The sequence below is a fragment of the Gluconacetobacter brunescens genome (assembly GCF_048695475.1).
Lineage (GTDB): Bacteria > Pseudomonadota > Alphaproteobacteria > Acetobacterales > Acetobacteraceae > Gluconacetobacter.
In genome coordinates this window covers 868,724-892,307 of sequence record NZ_JBLHEN010000002.1, presented here as the reverse complement: position 1 = coordinate 892,307, position 23,584 = coordinate 868,724, and the positions used below count along the sequence as shown (strand labels likewise).

The 23,584-nt window shown below is 65.4% G+C and carries 22 protein-coding genes; 8 read left to right on the top strand and 14 right to left on the bottom strand.

Features of this window, described 5'->3' with window-relative positions; genetic code table 11:
• The first annotated feature begins 454 nt into the window (after positions 1-454).
• The 3 genes from ACMAUO_RS16355 (at position 455) to ACMAUO_RS16345 (ending at position 3,329) form a co-directional block, all read left to right on the top strand.
• A complete protein-coding gene (locus tag ACMAUO_RS16355) occupies positions 455-1,582 on the top strand; it encodes an inositol-3-phosphate synthase (RefSeq protein ID WP_420357989.1) in 1,128 nt (375 codons plus the stop codon).
• Positions 1,582-2,298 (top strand): phosphocholine cytidylyltransferase family protein, encoded by a 717-nt coding sequence (locus tag ACMAUO_RS16350; protein ID WP_420357988.1) that lies wholly within the window; start codon positions 1,582-1,584, stop codon positions 2,296-2,298. The genes ACMAUO_RS16355 and ACMAUO_RS16350 overlap by 1 nt, the downstream gene beginning before the upstream one ends.
• Positions 2,299-2,372: 74 nt before the next feature.
• Complete coding sequence (locus ACMAUO_RS16345) at positions 2,373-3,329, top strand: CDP-alcohol phosphatidyltransferase family protein (protein ID WP_420357987.1); 957 nt, start codon at positions 2,373-2,375, stop codon at positions 3,327-3,329.
• Between the two features lie 215 nt (positions 3,330-3,544).
• Here the strand turns inward: ACMAUO_RS16345 and lptG are convergent, their stop codons facing one another.
• The 3 genes from lptG to ACMAUO_RS16330 all read right to left on the bottom strand — a co-directional run bounded on the left by lptG (position 3,545) and on the right by ACMAUO_RS16330 (position 7,158).
• Complete coding sequence (gene lptG / locus ACMAUO_RS16340; RefSeq protein WP_420357986.1) at positions 3,545-4,624, bottom strand: LPS export ABC transporter permease LptG; 1,080 nt, start codon at positions 4,622-4,624, stop codon at positions 3,545-3,547.
• Complete coding sequence (gene lptF / locus ACMAUO_RS16335; protein ID WP_420357985.1) at positions 4,621-5,715, bottom strand: LPS export ABC transporter permease LptF; 1,095 nt, start codon at positions 5,713-5,715, stop codon at positions 4,621-4,623. Before lptF ends, lptG begins: the two co-directional genes overlap by 4 nt.
• A 168-nt stretch (positions 5,716-5,883) precedes the next feature.
• The gene (locus ACMAUO_RS16330; protein ID WP_420357984.1) at positions 5,884-7,158 is read right to left on the bottom strand and encodes a glycosyltransferase; all 1,275 of its coding nucleotides are present in this window, start codon (positions 7,156-7,158) and stop codon (positions 5,884-5,886) included.
• 190 nt (positions 7,159-7,348) lie between these two features.
• Here ACMAUO_RS16330 and ACMAUO_RS16325 point away from each other — a divergent pair, with 190 nt between their 5' ends.
• Complete coding sequence (locus ACMAUO_RS16325; RefSeq protein WP_420357983.1) at positions 7,349-7,669, top strand: hypothetical protein; 321 nt, start codon at positions 7,349-7,351, stop codon at positions 7,667-7,669.
• Positions 7,670-7,702: 33 nt separating this feature from the next.
• On the opposite strand, the gene ACMAUO_RS16320 is transcribed toward ACMAUO_RS16325, so the two are convergent.
• From ACMAUO_RS16320 to ACMAUO_RS16280, 9 genes are all read right to left on the bottom strand, one after another.
• On the bottom strand, positions 7,703-8,038 hold the full coding sequence (locus tag ACMAUO_RS16320; protein WP_420357982.1) for a host attachment protein: 336 nt from the start codon (positions 8,036-8,038) through the stop codon (positions 7,703-7,705).
• A 35-nt stretch (positions 8,039-8,073) separates the two neighbouring features.
• On the bottom strand, positions 8,074-8,877 hold the full coding sequence (locus tag ACMAUO_RS16315) for a prephenate dehydrogenase/arogenate dehydrogenase family protein (RefSeq protein WP_420357981.1): 804 nt from the start codon (positions 8,875-8,877) through the stop codon (positions 8,074-8,076).
• Between the two features lie 154 nt (positions 8,878-9,031).
• Positions 9,032-9,772, bottom strand: coding sequence for a cytochrome c oxidase assembly protein (locus tag ACMAUO_RS16310; protein WP_420357980.1), 741 nt, complete (start codon positions 9,770-9,772; stop codon positions 9,032-9,034).
• The gene (locus ACMAUO_RS16305; protein ID WP_420357979.1) at positions 9,769-10,374 is read right to left on the bottom strand and encodes an SCO family protein; all 606 of its coding nucleotides are present in this window, start codon (positions 10,372-10,374) and stop codon (positions 9,769-9,771) included. Before ACMAUO_RS16305 ends, ACMAUO_RS16310 begins: the two co-directional genes overlap by 4 nt.
• Positions 10,375-10,381: 7 nt before the next feature.
• Entirely contained in the window at positions 10,382-12,127 is a 1,746-nt protein-coding gene (locus tag ACMAUO_RS16300; RefSeq protein ID WP_420357978.1) for a cbb3-type cytochrome c oxidase subunit I, read from the bottom strand.
• Complete coding sequence (locus ACMAUO_RS16295) at positions 12,124-12,654, bottom strand: cupredoxin domain-containing protein (RefSeq protein ID WP_420357977.1); 531 nt, start codon at positions 12,652-12,654, stop codon at positions 12,124-12,126. Before ACMAUO_RS16295 ends, ACMAUO_RS16300 begins: the two co-directional genes overlap by 4 nt.
• Before the next feature lie 16 nt (positions 12,655-12,670).
• The gene (locus ACMAUO_RS16290) at positions 12,671-12,835 is read right to left on the bottom strand and encodes a hypothetical protein (RefSeq protein ID WP_420357976.1); all 165 of its coding nucleotides are present in this window, start codon (positions 12,833-12,835) and stop codon (positions 12,671-12,673) included.
• On the bottom strand, positions 12,832-13,542 hold the full coding sequence (locus ACMAUO_RS16285; RefSeq protein WP_420357975.1) for a c-type cytochrome: 711 nt from the start codon (positions 13,540-13,542) through the stop codon (positions 12,832-12,834). Before ACMAUO_RS16285 ends, ACMAUO_RS16290 begins: the two co-directional genes overlap by 4 nt.
• Positions 13,543-13,847: 305 nt before the next feature.
• On the bottom strand, positions 13,848-14,075 hold the full coding sequence (locus ACMAUO_RS16280) for a hypothetical protein (protein WP_420357974.1): 228 nt from the start codon (positions 14,073-14,075) through the stop codon (positions 13,848-13,850).
• A 168-nt stretch (positions 14,076-14,243) separates the two neighbouring features.
• Here ACMAUO_RS16280 and ACMAUO_RS16275 point away from each other — a divergent pair, with 168 nt between their 5' ends.
• The 3 genes from ACMAUO_RS16275 to ACMAUO_RS16265 all read left to right on the top strand — a co-directional run bounded on the left by ACMAUO_RS16275 (position 14,244) and on the right by ACMAUO_RS16265 (position 18,976).
• A complete protein-coding gene (locus ACMAUO_RS16275) occupies positions 14,244-15,995 on the top strand; it encodes a methanol/ethanol family PQQ-dependent dehydrogenase (RefSeq protein WP_420357973.1) in 1,752 nt (583 codons plus the stop codon).
• A 10-nt stretch (positions 15,996-16,005) separates the two neighbouring features.
• A complete protein-coding gene (locus tag ACMAUO_RS16270) occupies positions 16,006-17,199 on the top strand; it encodes a c-type cytochrome (RefSeq protein WP_420357972.1) in 1,194 nt (397 codons plus the stop codon).
• Between the two features lie 172 nt (positions 17,200-17,371).
• Positions 17,372-18,976, top strand: a complete 1,605-nt coding sequence (locus ACMAUO_RS16265) for a porin (RefSeq protein ID WP_420357971.1) — start codon at positions 17,372-17,374, stop codon at positions 18,974-18,976.
• 121 nt (positions 18,977-19,097) lie between these two features.
• On the opposite strand, the gene ACMAUO_RS16260 is transcribed toward ACMAUO_RS16265, so the two are convergent.
• Both ACMAUO_RS16260 and ACMAUO_RS16255 read right to left on the bottom strand, forming a co-directional pair.
• On the bottom strand, positions 19,098-19,739 hold the full coding sequence (locus ACMAUO_RS16260; protein WP_420357970.1) for a response regulator transcription factor: 642 nt from the start codon (positions 19,737-19,739) through the stop codon (positions 19,098-19,100).
• Complete coding sequence (locus ACMAUO_RS16255) at positions 19,736-21,157, bottom strand: sensor histidine kinase (RefSeq protein WP_420357969.1); 1,422 nt, start codon at positions 21,155-21,157, stop codon at positions 19,736-19,738. Before ACMAUO_RS16255 ends, ACMAUO_RS16260 begins: the two co-directional genes overlap by 4 nt.
• A gap of 68 nt (positions 21,158-21,225) precedes the next feature.
• Between ACMAUO_RS16255 and ACMAUO_RS16250 the strand changes: the two genes are divergently transcribed.
• Entirely contained in the window at positions 21,226-23,583 is a 2,358-nt protein-coding gene (locus ACMAUO_RS16250) for a TonB-dependent receptor (RefSeq protein ID WP_420357968.1), read from the top strand.
• Position 23,584: the final 1 nt, after the last annotated feature.

Sequence of the window (23,584 nt, the reverse complement as noted above, 5' to 3'; positions counted from 1 at the left end):
TCGTATTTTTTCAACTTGTTGTTTCTTAATTGTTTAATTTAAGAAATTCAGCCTGCCTCAGTGTGGGAAGCAGGCCTTCTGCGCTTTGGATATTAACTTAAATTAACTAAAAGACCATCGTTTCATGTAACATAAGAACCGAAAGCGGCTGCATCTGGGCCATGGGCGCGTGCAACGGGCATGGCGGCATGCTCGCGGAGGGGGGATCCGACGGGGCGCATTCTTGATCTGGCGTCTGATTTCCCCGATGCTCGCCAAGAAGCAGGAGGCTTGTGGCGATCGGCGGGGATCGCACCAGGGAGTGAGCGCGGTATGGCGATCGAGTGGGCCGAAGCCGCATCGCGTGCCGGTACCGGGTCCCTTCAGGCGACAATGTGCGTTTTGATGCGTCGTGCGGCCGGCGGCCGTCGCGACGGTTTGTTTTTTATGGTCTCGAAGAGGGCAGGGGAACATTATGAAGACTAAGGGCGGTATCCGTATCGCGATCGTGGGGGTCGGCAACTGTGCCAGTGCCCTGATCCAGGGCATTCATTATTACGGCCCGAACCGCCACAACGAGGAAGTCATCGGCCTGATGCACGAGAGCCTCGGTGGCTATCGTCCCAGCGACATCGAGGTGGTGGCGGCGTTCGATATCGATGCGCGCAAGGTCGGCACCGATGTGAGCCGTGCCATCTTCTCCGCCCCCAACTGCGTGGTGAAGTTCGAGCCGAACATTCCCGACAGCGGCGTGACCGTCCGGATGGGCGCGGTGCTGGACGGTATGTCCGAGCACATGGCCAATTATGACGAGAAGCGCAGCTTCGTGCGGGCCGACGCCCCCGAGCCGAGCCGGGAAGACGTAGTGGCGGAGCTGCGCCGCAGCGGTGCCGAGATCCTGGTGAACTACCTGCCGGTCGGATCGGAGAAGGCCACGCGCTTCTATGCCGAATGCGCGCTGGAGGCCGGGGTCGGCTTCATCAACAATATTCCGGTCTTTATTGCCAGCGATCCGGAATATGCCGCCCGATTCGCCGAGCGCAACGTGCCGATCATCGGTGACGACATCAAGTCGCAGCTTGGCGCGACCATCGTCCACCGCGTGCTGACCGACCTGTTCGCCAAGCGCGGCGTCAAGATGCTGCATACGTACCAGCTCAATACGGGCGGCAACACCGACTTCCTGAACATGAAGAATCAGGAGCGTCTGGCGTCGAAGAAGACCTCGAAGACCGAAGCGGTGCAGGCCGTCGCGAAGACGCGCATGGAGAACGAGGATATCCATGTCGGCCCCAGCGACTATGTGCCGTGGCAGAACGATAACAAGGTCTGTTTCATCCGCATGGAAGGTCACGCCTTCGGCAACGTGCCGATGGAACTGGAACTGCGCCTGTCGGTGCAGGATTCGCCGAATTCGGCGGGTGTGGCCATCGACATGATCCGCTGCTGCAAGCTGGCGCTCGATTCCGGCGTTGGTGGCGTTCTGGCGGCGCCCAGCGCCTATTTCTGCAAGCATCCGCTGGTCCAGTACACGGATGACGAGGCGTACAAGATGGTCGAAGAGTTCATCACCACCCATTCGACCGAGGCCGTTCCCGCCTGATGAAGTGCCTGATCGTCGCCGCCGGGCAGGGCAGCCGCCTGCGTGACAAGGGGCCGCTCAAGCCCCTGGTCCCGATCCGGGGGCGGCCCCTGATCGCCGAGGTCATCGACCGTGCCCGTCAGGGCGGAGTCGATGAATTCGTCATCATCAACGGCTATCGCGGCGACGAACTGCGCGCGGCCCTGGACGGGATGGCGGAATGTGACGGGGTGCGCATCACCCATGTGCATAATCCGGCATGGGACCGTGCCAACGGGGTTTCCGTTCTCTGTGCCCGGCCGTTCCTCGACGGGCCGTTTCTGCTGACGATGTGCGACCATGTGCTGGACCCGGAGATCAATCGCCTGATGGCGGCAATCCCGGCTGGCCGGGGCGGCGTGACGCTGGGCGTCGACAGCAATGTGGAGCGCATGCTGAACGATCCGGACGATGTGACGCGCGTTCTGTGCCGGGATGGACGGATCGAGCGTATCGGCAAGTCGCTGGTGGAATTCAATGCGTTCGATACGGGGATCTTCCGGTGTACGCCGGAGATGTTCGATGCGCTGGAAAGCAGCCAGGCCGAGGGCGAGGACAGTATCTCCGGTGCCATGAACACGCTGGCCCGCTGGCACAAGGCGCATGTCCTCGATATTGGCGAGCGCCTGTGGATCGATGTCGATGATCCGGTGGCCTATGACAAGGCCGAACGTCTGATGGCCCAAGGGCTGCTTTGACCCCGGGGCCGCTTTGACAGGGACTGCCCCGGTCCGTGTGGGCCCGGGGGACGAGGGAAACAAGGGCGGCCATCGTGTTGCAGCAGACAGACCCCGTGCGGCGCACGTCGGAAATCGAAGAACTGACCAACCTGCACGTTATCCACCCGGTCTCCGGATGGCTGACGCGGCATTTTGCCCGCTTGGGAGTACCGCCCAATGCCGTGTCGCTGGGCGGGATGGCGGCCGGAGTGCTGGCCGGGGTGGCTTATCATCATGTCGGCGACCTGCGTTTCGCGGTTGCCGGGTTCCTGCTTATGGTCGTCTGGCATATCATGGACGGTGCGGACGGCCAGCTTGCGCGCCTGACGGGCAAGCAGTCGCAGACCGGAAAGATTCTCGACGGCATCTGCGATTATGTGACATTCGTCTCGGTCTATGTCGGGCTGGCGCTGGCGCTTTCCGCCCTGTACGGCGCGTGGGTCTGGGCGCTGGTTGTGCTGGCGGGCGGATGCCATGCGGTGCAGTCCGCCGCCTATGAACGGCAGCGGCAGGATTATAATTTCTGGGGCTGGGAGCGTGGATCGGCACCGGTGGCGCGGGCGAAGGCCTGCTCTGGCCGGCGCATGGGCGACCTGCTGTTCGGGTTCTATAACCGGCTTGAGGCGTTGACCGCGCCGGGCGGAGAGGCGGGGCTGAACCAGCGGCTCGCGGCCCTGCTGGCCACGTATCCCGACCGGGCACCGGTGATCCGCCAGGCCTATCGCGAGGCTTTTGCGCCGCCGTTGCGCGGCTGGTCGATCCTTTCCGCCAATTATCGGACCATCGGCATCTTTCTCTGCGTGATCTGCCGCGTGCCGCTGGCTTATTTCACGTTCGAGATCGTGGGGTTCACGGCGATCCTGATGCTGCTGCTGGCGCGGCAGCGCCTGTGTGACGGTGCGTTCATGGCCGGGTTGGATGGTCTGGCCGTGGAGGCGCCGCGCCCCGGCGAACGCCGCCTTGATCAGGCGGTGTTCGCGGTCGAGACCGAGGCGCCTCTGGTGCCGTGATGTTGCGGCAAGGGCGTTGCCCTTGACCCACCAAAGGGCAGTCGCCCTTTGGAAACCCATTCGTTATCAAATGGTTGGGGTGCAGGGCCTCAGGCCCTGCCGGGTCCAGGGCGGAGCCCTGGTTATGCGTCAATCTCAAAACAAGGCTGATGTGAGAGGCTGCTTGCAAAGTCGGCCCGCCGGATCGCCGGCAGGCCGACTTTGCAAGCAGCCTCTTATTCTCTGGTGTGGATGAACAGGTAGGCTGCCGACAGCATCAGCAGGACGGGAGGGGTGAGGGCTGTGATCGCCGGATTCAGGTCCAGCAGCAGGCCCAGCCGGTTGGTGATTTCCTGCCCGAGTGAGAACACGATGGCGATCGCGATGCCGATGGCCATGCGATAGCCGAGGCTTTGCGAGCGCGGCGGCCCGAAGACGAAGGGCGCGGCGCAGGCGATCAGCGCGATCATGGCGAACGGCGTGCTGATGCGCGACCATAATTCCTGCTCGTAGCGTGTGGCCGGCAGATGATGCCGCTTGAGATCCCGGATGTAGCGATACAGCGCGATGGGCGGCACGCTTTCGGGCGGCAGGCTGAGGAAGCGGATCTGCCGCGACGACAGGAAGGCATGCCAGGTCATGCTGTCCTGATGGCTCGTGTGGAACTGGTCGGCGACGATGTCCTTGCGCGTGACGTCCGTCAGTACCCAGTTATCGTCCGCGCCGATCGTGGCGCGGGCCGCGTGCAGATAGCGTGTCAGCGCGCCCTGGTCGTCGAAACGGTAGATGTCGATATCCTCGCCCAGCGTTTCGTTGACGAAGCGGTGGACGCCGAGGAACTGCTGGTCGCCATGGGCCCAGAAAGCGGTGTTGTCCGCGGCATTCACAGCGCCGGAGGTGAGGGCGGTGGCGCGCCCCTGCTGCGCCATGTGGCGGGCCGAGGGCACGACGAACTGTCCGACCAGGAACAGCAGCACGATCGTCGGCACGATCAGGCGCAGCACGGCGCCGATGATCTGCATTTCGGACAGCCCGATCCCTTGCAGGGCCGTGAGTTCGGAATGTTTGGCAAGGCCGCCCAGGCCCAGAAGGCACGCCAGCAGCAGGGCGATGGGCGTGACCTGCATGAAGCGGGCCGGTGCCAGAAGGGCGGTATAGGCGGCGGCATCGGCCAGGTGATACTGCCCCTGCCCGACGAAGGAGAGCTGGTCGACAAATTCCAGGAGGCTGAACAGGGCCGTCAGCCCGAGTGCGACCAGGACGAAGGCCCGCAGCGTGACGAGCTGGATATAGCGGTCGAAGCGTTTCAGTTTCATGTCGCGTCGGCCCGCCGGAACAGGAGATCGGCGATCTGGGTGCGCAGCATGAAGCCCGTCAGGACCGCCAAGAGGGCGGGGGCCCACCAGATGCCGGGGAACGAGGCCACCATGCCGTGCTGCACCCAGGTGCGGGCGGACGTATAGAGCAGGTAATAGACGAAGAAGATCAGGATCGCGGTCCCCAGCTTGCCATAGCGGTTCTGCCGGGGGCGGCCGCGCGCCAGCGGCACGGCCAGCATCGCCAGCAATATGGTCGTGAGGGGCGTGGACAGGCGCCACTGGAATTCCGCCACGTCCGCCGGCTTGTGGGAGGTGGCGATGCGCAGGCTGCCGGCGGTCACCGAACTGTAGTTCGGCGCTTCCACCACATGGCGGTTCGGGTCCTGCGTGATTTCGCGCACGCTCAGGACCTCGTCATGCGCGCCCGGCCGGGTGCCGATATCGTAGATATGGGCATTCTTCAGCCGCACGTAGAAATCGGCGTGGCCCTTGCCGTCATCGGCCACCGGATAGCCGAGTTCGGCATGGATGATCCTGGTATCGTTGGGGCGGCGCAACTGGACGAAGATATCCCGTGCCGGGCCGTTGGGGCCCTGGCGCCGGGTGAGGAAGATGACGCGCGCGCCGTTCTGCACGACATAGAAGGTGCCGGGCTGCATCGCATCGACGTCCAGCGTCAGTTCGGCGCTGCGCGAGAGGGCATGCAGGCGCTCATAGGCCCAGGGGCGCACGGCCAGCGACAGGATGCCGACCCCGATGGCGACGCAGCCGGCCAGTGTCATGACATGGCGCAGCAGCATGCCGGGAGTGACGCGCAGGGCATGCAGCGCCGTGATTTCGGAATTGCCGTACAGCGTGCCCAGCGCCAGCACGATGGACAGGTACAGCGCCACCGGGACCAGCACTTCCAGGCTGATCAGGAGCTTGAGCACGATCAGTTCCACGATCGTGTTGGTGGACAGTAATCCGTTGACTGCGTCCGACAGGAAATCGGCGGCGCTGTAGCCGGCGAACAGGGCCATGCACACCACCAGCATGGTTGCCAGGGGTTTACCGATTTCGCGCAGAAGATAGGTGCGAATGATCAAGCTATGAAAACCGTCCGTCGGGGACATGAGTCGCGTCGGGGCGTGCGCGTTAATATCTTCGCCCTGTCACGCGCGACGGGTGCGGTCTGTGCCGCAGATGAACATGCCCTCGAGGGTTCAAGGATAAAAGAGAGACCCATTTTCGTCAAACCGCTCGCGGCTGCCGGTTCAGGAGCCGGAGGGCGGCAGGATCGGCGACCCGGTGCGCAGCAGATGTTTCAGCCAGCGCCAGGATTGGTGTCGGTACTGCCGCCATTGGCGTGCCTTCCAGCGTTGCGCCGGCTCGGCCGGGGCGAAGAGGCGTTCGGAGATCGCGGTCATGATCCGCGTGGCGCGGGCTTCCCATGTCAGGGTACGGCTTTCCGCCTGCGCGGCCTCGGCGAGACGCGCGCACAGGATGGGATCGTCGGTCAGTTGTCGCACGGCTTCCGCCAGGGCCTGGGGAGAATCGGGCTGGCAGAGATAGGCATTCTCTTCGTGGTGCAGGATTTCCTGCACGTCCGGCGTCGCTCCGGCCAGGATCGGGCGGCCGGAGGCCAGGTAGAAGAACAGCTTGAGCGGCAGCACTGTCGATCCGAAGCGCGTCAGGGGCTGGAGCGACGGCGGGACCAGCAGGATATCGGCCGCCGCGACATATCGGCCCAGGGCCTCGGACGGCTGGAAGGGAACGATCCGCACGTTTGGCAGGAGGCGGGCTTTTTCCTCGATCGGTCCGTCGCCATAGGAGCCGACGAGGACGAACAGCCGGTCGGGCAGCAGGCGCGCCGCCTCGATGACGACATCGAGCCCCTTTTTCTGGTTGATCCGGCCGGTATAGACGATCGTTCGGGCGGTCGCCGGGATGGACAGGGCCTCTCGCGCGGCGTCCGGGGCGGGGATCGCATCCAGCCGCCCGGGTTCGAAGCCGTTATGGATGCAGCGCAGTTTTCCGGCGGGCACGCCCAGTTCCAGATATTTCCGCCGCGTATAATCGGAATGGCAGATATGGAGGATGAAGCGCGGGTGGTTCATCAGCCGGTACAGCCAGCGGCGGAGCGGGGGGATCTGGTCGGGCCACGGGCGATAATGGTCGAAGACCACCTTCTGGCCGAACCGGATGGCCATCCAGGCGATCCACAGATTGCGGGTATAGACCAGATCGGCCTGGCGGAAGGCGTGGCGGCAGACGATGGTCAGGCCGCACATGAGGTGGCGCAGGGCAGCCGGGCCGGCCGGTGCCCAGGCGCGTACGATGTCGAGGCCCGTGACCTCGGCCAGGGCCGCGCAGGATGCCCGGTCGCGCATGGGAACATGCAGCCGCGCGCGGGAGGTCAGGCGGGCCAGATAGCGGGCGGTCGTGATGAAGACTTCGGCGTCGGCCTCGGCGCTGGGGAGCGGATTTTCAAACGCGAACAGGATCTCGATCCTCGCATCCGGATTTCCGGCATGGCCGTTTTGTCTCAAAGCGCGCATCCATCAGGCTTTTGTCCGGGCGCTGGCCCGCCGATGGCGCATATGACCGGGAACGTTCGTGGGTGTCCAGAAGGAGGGCGTGCCGCGCCGGGGCCGGGATGCAACCATTGCGGACATGGCGCGCTACGAAAGCGGGTAACCGCGTCTTTCGCGGTCCCTGTCTGGTTCGGAGGAAACGGCCATGGCTGATCTGACCGCCATCGAGATCCTGTCGCACCTGACCGCGCTGCGCGCCCAGGTGGCGGGATTGTATTCGGTCTTGCAGGCGCCCCGGACCGTGCAGGCGCCTTCGCCTTCGCGGGCCTCGGGAGATGGCGAGCGTGTAACGGTCACGCTGAATGATTCCATTCTCCGGCGCGTCGAGGACTGGCAGGCGCGGCAGTCGGACCTGCCGAGCCGCACGATCGCGCTGGAACGGATGATCGAGGCTTTTCTCGATCTGGAGGCGTGGGCCCGGCGCCCAAGCGCGAGCGGGGCGGGCACCGAGGGCGCCGGAGCCTAGGTAGGCCGCCCAGCGCCGCGCTCGGAGGGCGGGTTATGGCCAGCCGGTCGCCGGAATATCGAAATGCTGGATCAGGTCGTGGTCGGGCAGTTGCGCCAGCTCCTTGGGTACGGCCAGGATCAGCTTGTCCTGCGCGACGCCGGTCAGTTCGGCGCGGATGGCGTGCAGGAGATGACCGGGCGCGGCCAGGATGAAGCGGCTGATCGTGCCGTCGGTCACGCCGCGATTCAGCGTCTCGGCGATGGTCGCGGCGAAATGTTCGGTGGGTGCGATGTGGTCGGTCGTGTGCAGCGCATGTCCTTCGTGGCGCAGCAGGCGCGCCGTATGCGCGTCGGCGACGACATAGGTCACGGGGTCGATCGTTGTCATGATCTTCTTCTCCCTCTCGAAGACGCCATCATCTTTCACCCGAATGCCCTTGCCGGGAAGGGGGCTGCGTCGTGCGCTTCATCACTTTCCGCGATCCGGCCGGCGATGGCGAAGAATTGCTGGCGGACGGTGCGGGCATGGGGATTGAGGTGGGCGATGGCATGGGAGACCTCGGGGGCGTCGTTCCGCACCATGGCGGCGGCGGCGCGGATGAGGTCGAAACTGCTGGTGCTGATCCGTTCGGGCATCGGGCCCATTTCGGAGAGGATATGGGCTAGCAGATGGGTCAGGCCCTGTGCCATCGCGGCGTCGCGGTCGTGGGCGTCGGGCGTGGTCAGGATGACGTCCAGCCCCAGGGTGTGGCGGAGGAACGCGGCGATGGGGCCGGGCCGGGTGCCGCGTAGCGGGCAGAGCACGATCCGGTGGCCGGCGATGCCGTCGCGCGCGCTCTGCGGGCCGAACAGCGGGTGGGTGGCGATGATGCGGACATGCTCCGGCAGTTCGCGGCACAGGATGTCCGCGGGCAGGATCTTGACCGATCCGACATCGGCGACCAGTGCATGAGGCGGCAAATGTGGACCGATCGCGCGGGCGACCGCCTGCATCCGCGTGACCGGAACGGCCAGGATCACGATCGGGCAGCCTGCCGCGTCTTCCAGCGTCGTCGCCGTGACCCCCTGCATGACGGGACCGGGCGGCAGGACAGGATCGTGGACGCGGATGCGGCAATGGGCGGCCAGATGGGTGGCGATCAGCCGGCCGAAGGCGCCGAAACCGAACAGGCCGACCAGGGGAAGGGAGGCCGGGGAGGAAGAGGAGAGAGATGATCCGTCTGACATGACACTGCTTTCGTGAAGCTGCGTTGCCAGGAGGACTCTCGGATGTTCAACCGCTGACGACGCAGCGGTTGAACATGATAATACGCCCCCGCCGCTATGAATGCGGCGCGTAATACAGTCCGGAGAGGAAGGACGGGGTACTCATGGGACGCACCTAAGGGGATTCCGTGGGGCCGGTCAAGGCCGGCGGGGGTTTTGCCGGGGCGGCAACCAGCAGCCATGTTCCGACCACCTGGAGCGGCAGGCCGGCGACCAGCATCACGAAGCCTGCCCAGTGCTGATCTTCAAGCGGCGTCAGGTCCCATCGGCACAGCACGTCCAGATAGGGGGCGTAGAGCACGCGCGGTGCCGTCATCCAGACCACCGCCACCACCGTCATCGGCAGGCTGCCCAGCAGCGCATAGGCTCCGACCAGCGGGTTATGCCGGATCACCCGGCTGCCCGGCATCAACTGGGCCCAGAACAGCAGGCCGGCCAGCAGGTCCAGCAGGCCCAGCGGGGCGCTGAACAGGGCGTTGGCCAGCGAACGATCGAGGATCGAGGGCAGGCCGGTGGCCACCGCCAGGCCGCCGAACAGGGCCGCCGCCACGCCTGGGTCGCGTGCCCAGCCCGCGACATGGATGGGACGCCGGTTTGTCGTCGTGGGCATGGCGAGCAGCAGGAAGGGTGGGACGACCTGGCCCAGCACCATCAGCGCGGCGGTATATTGGGTCATCGAGGCCAGCGGGTCGCGCAGGCCCAGGCAGGAGGCCGCCAGCAGGGCCGTGCCGGCGCCCGCCGCCGCCAGCCGCCAGGATGGGCGCCGGTGGCGGGCGGCCAGGAGCAGGATCGCGGTGCCGATGAGCAGCCCGGCGGTGACCCAGCCGGCCTGGAGCAGCGGGCTCCAGCCCCTCATCGGGACAGGACCGCGCGGATGTCGGCGGCCATGGAGGCCGGAGCGTTGAGTTGCGTCATGCCGTAGCGCGCGCGCATCCGTCCGTCCGGGCCGACCAGGGTCAGGACCGAATTGTGGTTGATGTGGCCGTCGGTGCCCGTCCAGCCGATTCCCCAGGCGCGGGCCGTGGCGGCCAGTTCGGCCGGGCGGCCGGTCAGGCCGGTGGGGGTGGGCTGGAAGTGGGAGAGGTAGGCATGCAGCACGGCGGGGGTGTCATGTGCCGGGTCCAGCGTCACGAACAGGACGCCCGTTCGCGCCGCGTCGGGACCCAGCCGGGCGAAGACCGGTTCCAGCGCCGCCAGCACCGTCGGGCAGACATCGGGGCAGCGCACATAGCCGAAATAGACCAGCGTCGCCCGGCCATGCAGCGTCGCCGGGTCAAACGGGCGGCCCAGATCGTCGCGCAAGGCGAGGCTGGGGGCCGGGAGTGGCGGGACCGCAGAGCCAAACCGGCCGAAGCCGCCGCTCCAGCCGGCATAGAGCGCCAGCAGGGCCAGGATGGCCGCCACCGTGCAGGCGGCGCGGCGCAGCGACTGCCGGAGCGGAGGCGCGAGCGCCGTCACGCGCGCCCTACCAGAGAATCCAGCCCGGCGCCCGTGTGACATGGTGCAGGAACGGCCACAGGATCGGGATGTAGGCGGCGATGGTTGCGAGCGCCGTGATGCCGGTCAGCAGCCAGATATGATCCAGCGTGCGGATCAGGGGCGAGGCCGACTGGACCGGGTTGGGCGGCGAGTCGATGGTGGAACTGGCCGGGCCGCCGAAGGACTGGGCGAAGGGAATGGGCGGCGGGGCCGCGCGCCGGCCGAACAGGATGGTGCCGAAGAAGACGGCGAAGAAACTGTAGCTGGCCACCCAGAGCAGGACGCCGCCGATGGCCACCAGCGCCAGCGGGACCGACGCCACGCCGTAGAGTGCATGATAGGTGCCGTGCGGCAGGGCGGAGACCCATGCCCGGCGCGGCACGCCGTACAGGCCCGCCCATGTCATGCCGATGGCGAAGATCGTCATGCCGACGAACCAGACCCAGACGGAGAACAGAGCCAGCCGGCGGCTGATCAATTGCCGGCCGGTCAGGTGCGGTACCATCCAGAAGCTGATTGCCATGAAGGTCATGGCGGTGACGCTGCCGACGGTGACGTGGAAATGGCCCGGAATGAAGGTGGTGTTGTGGACGATGGCGTTGAGCTGCCAGCTTCCGTTGACGATGCCCGTGGCGCCGCCGAGGATGAAGGTGATGGCGGCGAGGACCTGGCCCGCCACGCTGGGGTCGCCCCAGGGCAGGGCACGGAACCAGCCGAACCAGCCCTGCCCGCCGCGCAGGCGGCCGGCATATTCCAGGCTCAGCCCGATGGTGAAGGCGGTGACCAGGCTGGGGGTCGCCACCGACATGGTCAGCACCACCAGGATGCCGCGCCAGATCGAGGAGAAGCCCGGATCGGAGAACTGGTGGTGGGTGCCCACGGGCAGCGAGAAGATCATCAGCAGGGCGAAGGTGATCCGCGCCATCGGGTCGGAGACCAGCTTGCCGCCGACCTGGCGCGACAGCAGGCCGTACCAGGAGACATAGGCGGGCATCAGCCAGAAATAGACGATCGGGTGGCCCGTCAGCCAGAACAGCGTGCGGTTGATGATCGGATCGACGGTGCTGATCAGCCCCAGCGACCACGGATCGAGCTGCAGCACCAGTTCGGCCACCACGCCTACGCCGGCCAGTCCCCACATCAGCATGGTGGTGAGCGACATGTAGGTGACCAGCGGCGTGATTTCGCCGGGGCGGTGCCGACGCCAGGTCTTGCGCATTTCCATCAGGATCGGCAGCGGCATGGTGCTGCCGAGCGCCAGGAGGGTGATGCCGATATAGAAGAACGGGCTGCCCTTGAGCGGCGGATAGAACGTCCAGAGCACCGACGATGAATTGTCGCCCATGGCATAGAGCACGCACAGCGCACCCACGGCCATGACCGCGAAACAGGCGCGCCACATCGTGAGATTCGGCGTGACCCCCAGTTCGCGGGCGGGCAGGTAGACCAGCAGCCCGCAGGTGACGAAGAAGGTGAAGACGTAGCCGTTCATCACCCCGTGGATGGTCAGGCCCTGGTAGTAGCTTTGCAGCAGCGGGCGCAGGGCGGGATAGGCGTCCACGCCGCCGTAATTCAGCGCCTGGAGCGGGCCGATCGTGGCCCCGACCAGCAGGGCGGAGAAGCCCGTGATCAGGAAGGCCAGCATCAGCCGGCGCATGCTGGCGGCGGCGCGATCGGACTCTGACTGGGGAAGGGCGGACGGGAGTGTGTCGGCCGCGATTTCGATGCTCATGGCGTGCCTGCCGGATCGACGATGATGCGGGCCACCATGGCGTGGTGGAACATGCCGCAATATTCGTTGCAGATGATGCGGAACAGCCCGGTATGGTGGAACGTGTATTTCACCGTGCCGACCACGCCGGGCACTGCCGTGAGGTTGACCGGCGTGCCCTGGATTTCGAAACCGTGCAGCACATCGGCGCTGGTGACGTAGAAGGTGACCTCCGCGCCTTCGGGCACGTGGATCACGTCCGGCGACCAATGCCAGGCGCGGCCGACCATGTAGACCGCATAGGCGTTCGGGCCGGTGTGGACCACCTTGCCGTCCTGGAACGCGGCTTCGCGCGCCGGGGCCTGCGGGTCGGTGGCGTAGGAATGGGTGGCGGTCACCAGGCCGTAATCATGGACGACGTAGAACATCGTCCCGATCGTCAGCAGGACCAGCATCACCAGCACGCCGAAGATCCAGAACCGTTCGTGCCGTTCGGCCGAGGCGTGGAAGGCGGATTCGAGCGGGCTCATGCCCGTATTGTCGTTCATAACCGTTCCTCTCCCGTCACGCGCGATGCAGGAAGATCACCGAGACCAGGATCCAGACCGTCAGCACCGCCACCAGCAGCACGCCGCTGACGACCCAGGTGCCGACGGGCCGGACATCGATCATGGGCGGCGCGAGGCTGTCGTCGCCTTCGCTGTGGTCCTGTGTGGTCGGTGTGCTCATTTCGCGGCTCCCGCATTCGGTCCCGGCAGGCTTTGCAGATAGGCCGCCACGGCCTGCATGTCGGCATCGGTCATCGCGTGGGCTTCCGTCGCCATCATCTTGCCCATCGGGTCGCGATCCTTGCCCTGGTGCCAGCCCCGCAACTGTTCCAGCAGATAGGGGGCCGACTGGCCGGCCAGATGCGGGGCGAAGGTGCCCATGCCCTGACCGGCCGGACCATGGCAGCCCCCGCATGGCATGACGCCGTTGGCCATGACCCCTTTTTCGAACACCTCCTTGCCGCGTGCGCGCAGCCCGTCGCTCGCCGGGTCGTTCTCGGGGGGAGGCGGCTCGGGCAGGCTGGCATAATAGGCGGAGACGTCCTGCATCTGCTTCTGCGTCAGCATCCGCGCGTAGGGGGCCATCCAGCTATTGCTGCGCTTGTCGGTGGCGAAGTAGCCCAGTTGCTGTTCGATATAGGCGGCCGAGAAGCCCGCCAGGCGTGGTATGCCCACGTCGGGCTGGCCCGCGCCGTTCATCAGATGGCAGGCCGAACAGCCGACATGGCCGGTCAGGACACCGCTTTCCGCGATCGTCCGCCCCGCCGCCGGATCCGGTGTATCGGCCGCGTGGGATGGTTGCGCGGCCAGCAGGGCAAACCCCAAGAGCGTCAGTACGCCAGCCCGTCGCCGGCCTGGACGGATGATGCTTCCCGCCGCCTCGTGCATGCCTTTCTCCCGTTCGGCTGTCTTGCCGATATGATACGCTATAGGCGATTGCCTGGGATCGGGCATATCCCGTATCACCCGGCGTCGTGGTGCGTGGTGTTCTTGCTTATTGTCCCGCTCGCACTGTCGCTGGGACTTTCCGCCGTCGCCGATGGCCTGTCACGGGGGCACCGCCGATCCGGATATCCGACCTGTCGCAGAATTGAGACAGGATCGCGCGGTCAGGGCGGAGAAATCCGAAATATAGAGACAGGAATAAGGGCGCTTTCATCGTGGCGGCCATAATCTCTGAAACGTGATTATAGTCAATCCGTATCGATGCTGCCGGGCGGAAAAGCGCCATCCGGGATTTTCTGCATCGCACCATGATTTTCGGGCCCTGTTCTTGTCTGGCCCGGCCCGGACTTGTCGCAGTTTTGCGACAGTCCAACCGTTCCATGCCTTTTCGGTGGCGTGACAGAAACGGCTGGACCGGCGAATGCTGAGGGGCCTGACACAATAAGAACGACAACGTGCAGGTGGAGCATCGTCATGAATGGTTTTGCCTGGGGTAAGTGACGGATCCCGCACCGCGATCCGCCGTTACATCGTCCCGCCCCTGTCGGGCGGCGTTCCGGCTGGTCGGGCGCGACCATCAGTCCTTGAGAGCAGAGCTGTCGTCCGGACGATCCCTACCGGAAGAGTGTTGCGGGAGATCCAAGATGAAGTTCGCTTACCGTACCAGTGTCACCCGGCGGCCCCTGCGCAGGGCGGTGCTGGCCCTGCCGGCCGCGCTGGCCTGTGCGACCGCGCTGACGGTTTCATCCCCCGTGCGGGCGCAAGACCCGGCCGGGCCCTACCAGCCGGTGACGAACGAGCGGCTGGGCCATGCGGCGCAGGATGATGGCTGGCTGATGTACCGGCATGATTATTCCAGCACGGGGTATTCGGCCCTGGATGGGGTCAATGCGGGTAACGTCGCCCAGCTCAAACCCGTCTGGGATTACGAGACGGGGTCGAAGAGCGGGCATGAGGCGCCGCCGATCGTCAATGGCGACTATATGTTCATCACCACGCCGAAGAACGGGCTTCTGGCCTTCCAGGCCAGTACCGGCAAGCTGCTGTGGAAATATCAGCGCGACCTGTCCGATGTGGGGCTGAAGACGATCTGCTGCGACGTGGTGAATCGGGGCGTCGCGCTGTACGGTACCAATGTCTACATGGCCACGCTGGACAATCATGTGCTGGCGCTGGATGCCACGACCGGCAAGGTGGTGTGGGACCAGGCGCTGGAGGCGCCGGACCTGGGCTATGCGATGACGCTGGCGCCGCTGGTGGTCAAGGGCCATGTCATCGTCGGCGTCTCGGGCGGCGAGTATGGCGGGCGGGGCTTCATCGCGTCGTTGGATGCCAAAACCGGCAAGCAGGTCTGGCGGCAATCGACCATCCCCGCGCCGGGCGAGCCGGGCGGCGATACCTGGCCCAAGGGTGCGTACAAGACCGGTGGCGGCGCGACCTGGCTGACCGGCAGCTACGACCCGCAGACCGACTCGCTGATCTGGGGCGTGGGCAATCCGGGACCGTGGCTGGCGGTGCTGCGGCCGGGCGACAATCTCTATACCGACAGCGTGATCGCGCTGAACCCGGCGACCGGCAAGATCAAGTGGCATTACCAGTATACGCCGAACGATACATGGGATTATGACGGCACGAACGAGCCGGTGCTGACCGACCTGACCTACCAGGGCAAGGCGTACAAGGCGCTGGTCAGCGCCAGCCGCAATGGCTGGTTCTATGCCGTCGACCGGACGAACGGAAAACTGATCTATGCCGAAAAATTCGCGCATGCGACATCGGTTTCCGGATTCAAGGACGGCAGGCCGATCACCGATCCCGCCATGCGGCCGGATGTGGACAAGGAGGTCTTTACCTGCCCCAGCTTCCTGGGCGGCAAGAACTGGTGGCCCATCGCCGTCGATCCGCAGACCCATTTCGCCTATGTGCCGACCTTGCACACCTGCATGAAGATGAAGGGGGCCGCCGTGTCGTACAAGGCAGGGCTGCCGTTCCTGGGCGAGACGTTTACCGTCATGCGCGATCCGGAACACCCTGATGAATGGGGTTCGGTGCAGGCGATCGACCTGAATTCCGGCAAGCAGGCCTGGTCGTTCAAATCCGCGCTGCCGTGGAATGGCGGCATGCTGGCGACGGCCGGCGGGGTGGTCTTCTCGGGCAGCGCCGATGGCTACCTGTATGGCTTCGATGCGAAAACGGGTTCCGTGCTCTGGAAGAGTCCGAAAATGTCGTCGGGCGTCCTGGGCGTGCCCAGCACCTGGAAGGTGGGCGACAAGCAATATGTCGGCGTTTATGCCGGTTGGGGCGGCGGTGTGCCGATCTGGGGTGGCGACATGGCGAAGGATCCGCGCGTCCGCTCCATTCCGCTGGGGGGCCATCTCTATGTCTTCGCGCTGTAAGGAGGACCGCATGCGCCTGAACATTGCCAGTCTGTCGCGCCGCGTGCTGGTCTGCGCTGTCGCGGCCAGCGCCCTGATGGCTGCCCGGCCGGCCGGGGCGACCGTCTCGGTCTGCATCGATTCCTCCAACCCGGCCCATGCGATGGATCGCCGTGTGGTCCAGGCGGTGGCCCATCAGCAGGGTACCGATGCCGCGATCTATACGTTCGACGGCAGCGGCGAAGGGGACGACGATGGGTTCGACGTCAAGAAATTCAGCACGCTCGCGGCCTCGCGCTGCGCGCTGGTGCTGGGCTTTCCCGTGGATGCCATGCATGGCGCGGTGCCTGAGGGGATGCGGGCCACGGCGCCCTATGCGCGGATGGGATTCGTGCTGGTGACGCCGCGCAGCCACGAGGCGGAAACGCTGGCGGCGCTGCCGAATGGAACGGATGTGGCGGTGACCTACCTGACGGCACCGAACCTGTATTTCGTGAAACATCCCAACGTGCGGGCCGATATTTATCCGACGGACGCGCAGACCATTGCCAGCGTGGTGCATCATACGGACCGGGCGGCGATGGTGTGGCGCGCCAGTGCCGTGGCCTATCTGCCCGGTGGGGAAAAAGCGCGCGACTATTGCATTCATGCGCTGAACGAGCCCCATGCGGCCTGGGACGTGGTGGCGTTGTATGGCCCGCACGGCGCGGCGGCGGCGGCTTCGTTCCAGAAGAGTGTCGAGGCGCTGCGGCGCTCCGGCCAACTGGCGGCGCTGCTGAGCCCTTATGCCATGTCACCGGCCAATCCGATCGTATTGGCCGCGGCGGATGTGCCGGCTGCCCCGGCGGCTGCGGCCGCTCCGGCTGCTCCGGCTGCCGGTGGGGATAAGCCCGCGCTCTTTACGGCGGCGCAGGCCGATGCGGGCAAGAAAGCCTATGCCGACAATTGCGCGCAATGTCATGGCGACAATCTGGAGGGGATGGCCGGGCCTGCGCTGAAGGGCAAGAATTTCGCCTCGCCCAAGGCGAATTTCCATGTCGGCGATGTCTTTACCATTGTGTCGCAGAACATGCCGGCAACCCAGCCGGCCAGCCTGCCGCACGATGTCTATGTGAATATCATGGCGTTTCTGCTCCAGCAGAACGGCATGCCCGCCGGTTCGACCGAACTGACCTTCGACGGGGCCAAATCATCGACCGTGCCGCTGGTCTATAGCGGCGAGTAGGACGTGGGACGCCGACCCGGCCAGATTCCCGGCCGGGTCGGCTTATGGCGCGGGCGCTGTTTCTGTGGCTTTCTGATGGTCCCGGGGCTTGTGCGGGCGCGCCGCGAATGGTTATTCGCGCTATAGCGACGAACGACTTATAATAAAAATAAGAAACAACGGAGTTGGTCACATGTCTGCAAGACATTGGGCGCATGTGGGTTTGACGGCCGTTCTGGCTGCTGGTGGCGTGTCCATGCTGTCGGCCCGCCCTGCCAGAGCTGATGATTACAGTGATCTTCTTGATATCCTGCGGGCCAAGGGGGCGTTGACGCAGGTTGAATATTCGACCCTGCTGGCCAAGCACCGGCACCATGCGGTGGAGGAGGCTTCGGCCCCGTCGCCGCGACGGGGGCGGGGTGTTGCGCGTCACGGCGCGGCCGCAACGACCGAGGCCGCCACGGATGGCGCGGTGATGCCGGCGGTGGTTGCCGCGCAGCGGGCGGCCGACAGTGCGGCGGCGAGCGCCCGTGCCGCCGAGGCCTCGATGCTGGCGGCGCGCAGCACGATCGACAGCCCCAGCGTGGTCCGGGTCGCGCCCTATGTTTCCGGCAAGGGGCTGACCTTCAAGGCCGGGCCGATCGATATCAATTTCTCCGGCTTCATCAACGGGTTCTATAGCTACAATATGCCCGGGCACGGTCTGCCGGTGGCGGGAGGACTGTCGAGCGGGGGGAGCGGATTCGATTCGTCGGCCGTGCGCAACGGCCTGTTGCCGGCGGGCTTCGTCCTCAAGCTGTCCACGACGCAGTCGGGGATCGATATGTCGGCGGTGCTGGGGATGTATCCCGGCCTCGACAACGCCAATCCGGGGGCGTTCAACGCCAATTCCGGTGGGAGCCCGGTCGGGTTGGGAACGGCGGGCATCGATCTTCGTCAGGTCTACCTGACGGCGGGCACCAAGAGTTTCGGCACCGTCAAGCTCGGTCGCGATCTGGCGCTGTTCGGCTCCGATGCGATTCTGGAAGATGCGACGCTGCTCAGTGTCGGCTCGACGGGCAGCAATACCGCGCCGGCCAATACCTCGCTGGGCCGCATCGGCCTGGGTTATGTCTATGCCGACTGGATTCCGCAGATTTCCTACGCCTCGCCGGTCGTTGCCGGTTTCCAGGGATCGGTCGGTGTCTTCCAGCCGCTGGATGCTTACAATTTTGCCGGGGGCAACCTGTCGGCAGGGTCGACGCAGCATAGTTCGCCGATGGTCCAGGGCAAGCTCACCTATACTTTCAAGATCGGCGACCTGACGACGAAGATCTGGTCCAGTTTCCTGATCCAGCATCAGCAGGGCCTGACGAGCACCATATTGGCGGAAGCAGACCGGCGTGGCGCCATGGCCGAGGCCGGCGAAATCGGTGCCAAGCTGACCTATGGCGCGGCCCAGGCGGTGGTTTATTACTATCGCGGCAGCGGCCTCGGCACGACCGGTCTGTTCTTCGACGGGATCGCGGAGAATGGACGCAAGCGGGATTCGGAAGGTTACTATGTGCAGGGTGCGTATAATTTCACCAAGCGCTTCAAGCTGGTGGGGAGTTATGGCGTCAGTAACCTCTATCTGGCGGCGGGCGATACCGCGACCGGGCTGGTGCGGCGCAATCAGTCCGAGGTCGGCGCGGCCTATTACGACCTGACGGACTGGCTGAAGCTGGTGGCCGAATATGCCCACACCCAGGCGGCGGCGCATAACGGCAACTCCGCCAGCGACAATACTGTTTCGGGTGGTGCGATCCTGTTCTTCTGATATGACTTGTCATCCGGGGGCATGGGTGCCCCCGGATGATTTCGCATCGCCCACGGACGATGACCCAAACGAACAAAAGTCTTTTTGCTTCTTTTTCTTCAGAAAAAGAAGAATCCAGACCTTACGGCATGCGTCGGAACCCATCCATGGTTCCCCCCGCCTGCGTGGCGATGGCCAGCCGGATCAGGTCGGCGGTGCGGGCGACGCCCAGCTTGGTCTTGATCATGCCGGCGGTGTTGGCGACCGTCTTGTAGCTGACGCCCAAAGTTGCCGCGATATCGGACAGGCTGCGTCCTTCGCCCAGAAAACGCATGATATCCAGGTCGCGTGCCGTCAGGCGGCCGAAATCGCGGCCCAGCACGTCGCGATGTTCGTTCAGCATGGCGGCGATTCCGGCTTCGACATAGCATTGTCCGCCCATGGCCTGACGGATGGCGTCCAGCAGGTCTTCGGCGCCGATCGTCTTCGAGACATAGCCTGTTGCCCCGGCATCCAGCGCCCGGCGGGCGTAGATCGGGTCGGCGTGCATGCTCAGCACCAGCACGCGCAGGCCGGCGTCGCGTAGGCGGGGCAGCAGCCACAGGCCGCCGGCGCCGGGCAGGCCGAGATCCAGCACCACGAGGTCCGGCTGCCTGTGCAGGGCGAGATCGAGGGCGGTCGGGGTGTCGGCGGCTTCGAGGATCGTGGCGCCCAGCGCCGTTGACAGGAGTTGCCCCAGCCCGGCGCGCACCACCGTATGGTCGTCTACCAGCAGGATTTTCATATGTCGTGCGCCTCCGGCGCCATGGTGTGGGTGATGGGGGCCGGCGCCGGGTGGATGTCCGGATCGGGCAGGGTGGCGGTGACGGTCCAGCCGTGGTCGCGCGAGATGGCCAGATGGCCGTCCAGGTCCGCGAGCCGGCGGCGCATGCCGGCGAGGCCGAGGCCCGGCGTGCCGGTGCCGGTCGTGCCGTTGTCATGGATCGACAGGATGATCCGGCCTTCGCTGCGCGTGGCTTTTAGTGCGATGTGCGAGGGATGTCCGTGGCGCGCGGCATTGCAGACGGCTTCCTGCGCCACGTGAAACAGGGCTGCGCGCGCTGCATCGTCCAGGGTGGCGAGCGAAGGGGCGCATGAAACCGTAAAGATGATGTGTGGAGCGATGTTGTTCCAGAACAGGACGATTCCGGTCAGGGCTTCGGGCAGGCCGCCGTCAGGCGTGGCGTGCAGCCGCTTCAGGATGGCGCGCAGGGTGCGCTGGATCGATCCGGTGGCGTCCTGTATGGCGCGGATCTGGGCTGGGATGGCGTCGTGGCGGCCTTCGCTGGCGGAGCGGGCAAGGGTGGCGGCGAAGGTGGTGATCCCGAACAGCAGGGGGCCGACTTCGTCGTGCAGGTCGCGCGCGATTTCGGCGCGTTCTTCTTCCGCAACGCGGGCGAGCTGGTCCTGGAGATGGCGGTTTTGCGCGGTTGCGGTGCGCAGTGCGCGGGCCATGCGATTGAAGGAGGCGGCCTGGCCTGCGATGTCGGCCGGGCCGGTCTCGGGGAGATCCACCATTTCGTCGCCTGCCGCGATGCGGGCATAGGCTCCGGATAATGTTGCAAGTGGGCGCAGGCCGCGCACGACGATGACGCAGCATGATCCGGCGATCAGCACGACCAGCAGCGTGATGGTGGCGATCTGTACCCGGAGCTCTCCCCAGCGTTCCGCGGCTTCGTTGGTCGCATCGGCTTGCAGGCGCAATCGCCATCCGGTCGGGAAGCCGGTGGGGGAGAGCGTTATCGGGGCCATGGCCGGTGCGGTGGCGCGCAGGAACCAGGCGGGCGGACGGGAACCGGTGGCCAGTCGGGACTGATGCAGGACTCGTCCGGTCTGATCGGTGATCCGCGCCTGGATGTGGCGGTTGCCGTCGAAGCTGTCGCACAATTCCGTCAGCCAGGCGGTGGCGGACGCGGCTGGTTGAGGGGGCGTCGCAGCAATGTCGGCACGGGCATTCGCCAGGGCGGCGGCGAGTTCCACCCGGATCGAACGGGCTGCCTGCCACGCGGCGAGGCCGGAGCCGGCCGTGAAGCCGATGATTGCCGCCACCGCGAGTGCGAGCAGCAGGCGCCCCAGCAGGTCCAGGCGCGCGGCGAAGGGCCGCGATGTGAAGAATGCCGGCCGGAACGAATGATTTTTGTGGCGCTCGGGAAAATGTCCCATCGACTTCCCTGGTTCCGTTCGGTCTGATGAACCGTGTGGCATGCCAATCAAAAGAAAAGAATAAACGCATGTTTGAAAAAATGATCGGGCGGAGGGCCATGTATCTGGCCTCCGCCGCATTGTGCTTTCTGCCAGCCCGCGCGGTACTGGCGCAGCCGGTCCCGGCGACGGCCGCGGACGGTGTGTCGGCCGGCGTGCAGCCGGAGGATATTACCGTGATCGGCACCTCGCCCTTGCCTGGGTCGGGCATCGACCGTGACCGTCTTCCGGCGGCGACCGCCATCGTGACCGCGCATGACCTGCAACTGACCGGCACGTCGGACCTGCTGCATGCGCTGGATAGCCGTCTGGCGGGTGTCAGCCTCAATTCGCCCGCGGGGAATCCCTATCAGCCCACCATCGTGATGAACGGCTTTCAGGCATCGCCGTTGCAGGGTACGTCGCAGGGTATTGCGGTCTATCTCGATGGTGTGCGCTTCAACCAGGCTTTCGGCGATACGGTGAATTGGGACCTGATCCCGGACCTGGCGATCGAACGGGTGGCGGTGGAGGGATCGAACCCCGTCTTCGGCCTGAATGCGCTGGGTGGGGCGCTGAATGTGCGGATGAAGAATGCCTTCAATAAGGCTACCGGCGGCGAGGCCGATCTGTCCGGCGGGTCGTTCGGACGGATCGTGGCGCAGGGCGATTATGCCGCGCGCCGGGGGAACTGGGGTTTCTATGTCGCCGGCCGGGAGGTTCATGAGGATGGCTGGCGGGACCTGCAAAGCACCGACATCCAGAGCCTGTATGCCGACCTGGGCTGGAAAGGGTTGGCGACGGAGGTGCATGGCAGCCTCGATCTGGCCAATTCGGTGCTGAACGGGCCGGGGACCTCGCCGGTGGAGCTTCTGCGCGCCGACCCCAGGGCGCAGTTTACCGCGCCCAACCAGATGGCGAACAAATTCATCCAGTTCGCGGTGAATGGCCGGCACAGCTTTACCGACACGCTCTCGGTGCAGGGGCAGGTGCATTACGATTATTTCCAGCAGCGCGTGATCAACGGCAACGCACCCAACGATGCGCCGTGCGATGATGGATCGGGCCTGATGTGCACCGACGACGGCGATCCTTCGACCACGCGGGGCGGGGCGACGATTCCCGATTTCCTGGATGGTGGCGCGTATTCCGAACTGGATTTGCAGACGACGAACACCAACGGCTATGGCGTGACGATGCAGGAGACCGAGGACCATTCGGTGTTCGGCCTGCGCAATCATGAGGTGGCGGGCGTCAGTTTCGACGGGGCGCAGACGATGTTCACCGGTTCCGCCATACTGGGGGGACTGACCCCGGTGACACGGGAATATTATGGCCCCGGCTACGTGATTGACGAGCCGGGGGAGACCGTGCCGGTGCGGGTGCGGGTGAATGATGCCTATGTCGGCGTGTTTGCGACCGATACGATCGACCTGACGCCGCGCCTCTCGCTGACCGGGTCGATGCGTTACAATTTCGCGCAGATCAATCTGGCCGACCAGAATGGCGGCGATCTGAGCGGCCATCATGCCTATTCGGCGATCAATCCGGGGGGCGGGATCAGCTACCGCCTGACGCATTGGGCCACGATCTATGGCGGCTATGCCGAGGCGAACCGTGCGCCGACGCCGGCTGAACTCTCCTGCGCCGGACCGGAGAATGCGTGCAGTCTGGCCAATTTCTTCGTCGGCGATCCGGAGTTGAAGCAGGTGCGGGCGCATACGTTCGAGGCCGGTCTGCGTGGCGGGTTTACGATCGGCAAGGCGGGCCGCCTGACCTACGATCTGGGGCTGTTCCGCACCGATGCCGACAACGACATTGTGTTTATCAACAGCGAGACGCTGAACCGGGCGTTTTTTGCCAATATCGGGGCGACGCGGCGGCAGGGGGGCAAGGTGCATCTGGCCTGGCAGGCGGATGGCTGGTCGGCCTGGCTGAATTATACCCATACCGACGCGACCTATCGCAGCGGCTTCGTCGAGGATGCGGGCAGCAACCCCGCTGCTGACGATGACGGCAATATCACCATCAGCAAGGGCAATCGCCTGCCGGGGATTCCGCTGGACAAGCTGACCGGCGGAGTGGATGTGCGTATCACCCCGATCTGGACCGTTGGGGGCGATTTTCTCCTGCAGGGCGGGCAGTATCTGTTTGGCGACGAAGCCAACCTGACGCCGCGCCTGCCGGGGTTCTTCGTGCTGAACCTGCACACGTCGGTTCAGGTCACGCATTCCCTGCAATTGTTCGGCAGCATCTCGAATGTGACCGACCGGCATTACTACACCTTCGGTACGTTCTCGCCGACCGGTTCGGTCTATCTGGCGCAGGCGCCGGGGGCGACTAATCCGCGCAGCTACAGCCCCGCCGCGCCGATCGGCGGGTTTGGCGGTGTGCGCGTGACGTTCTGAG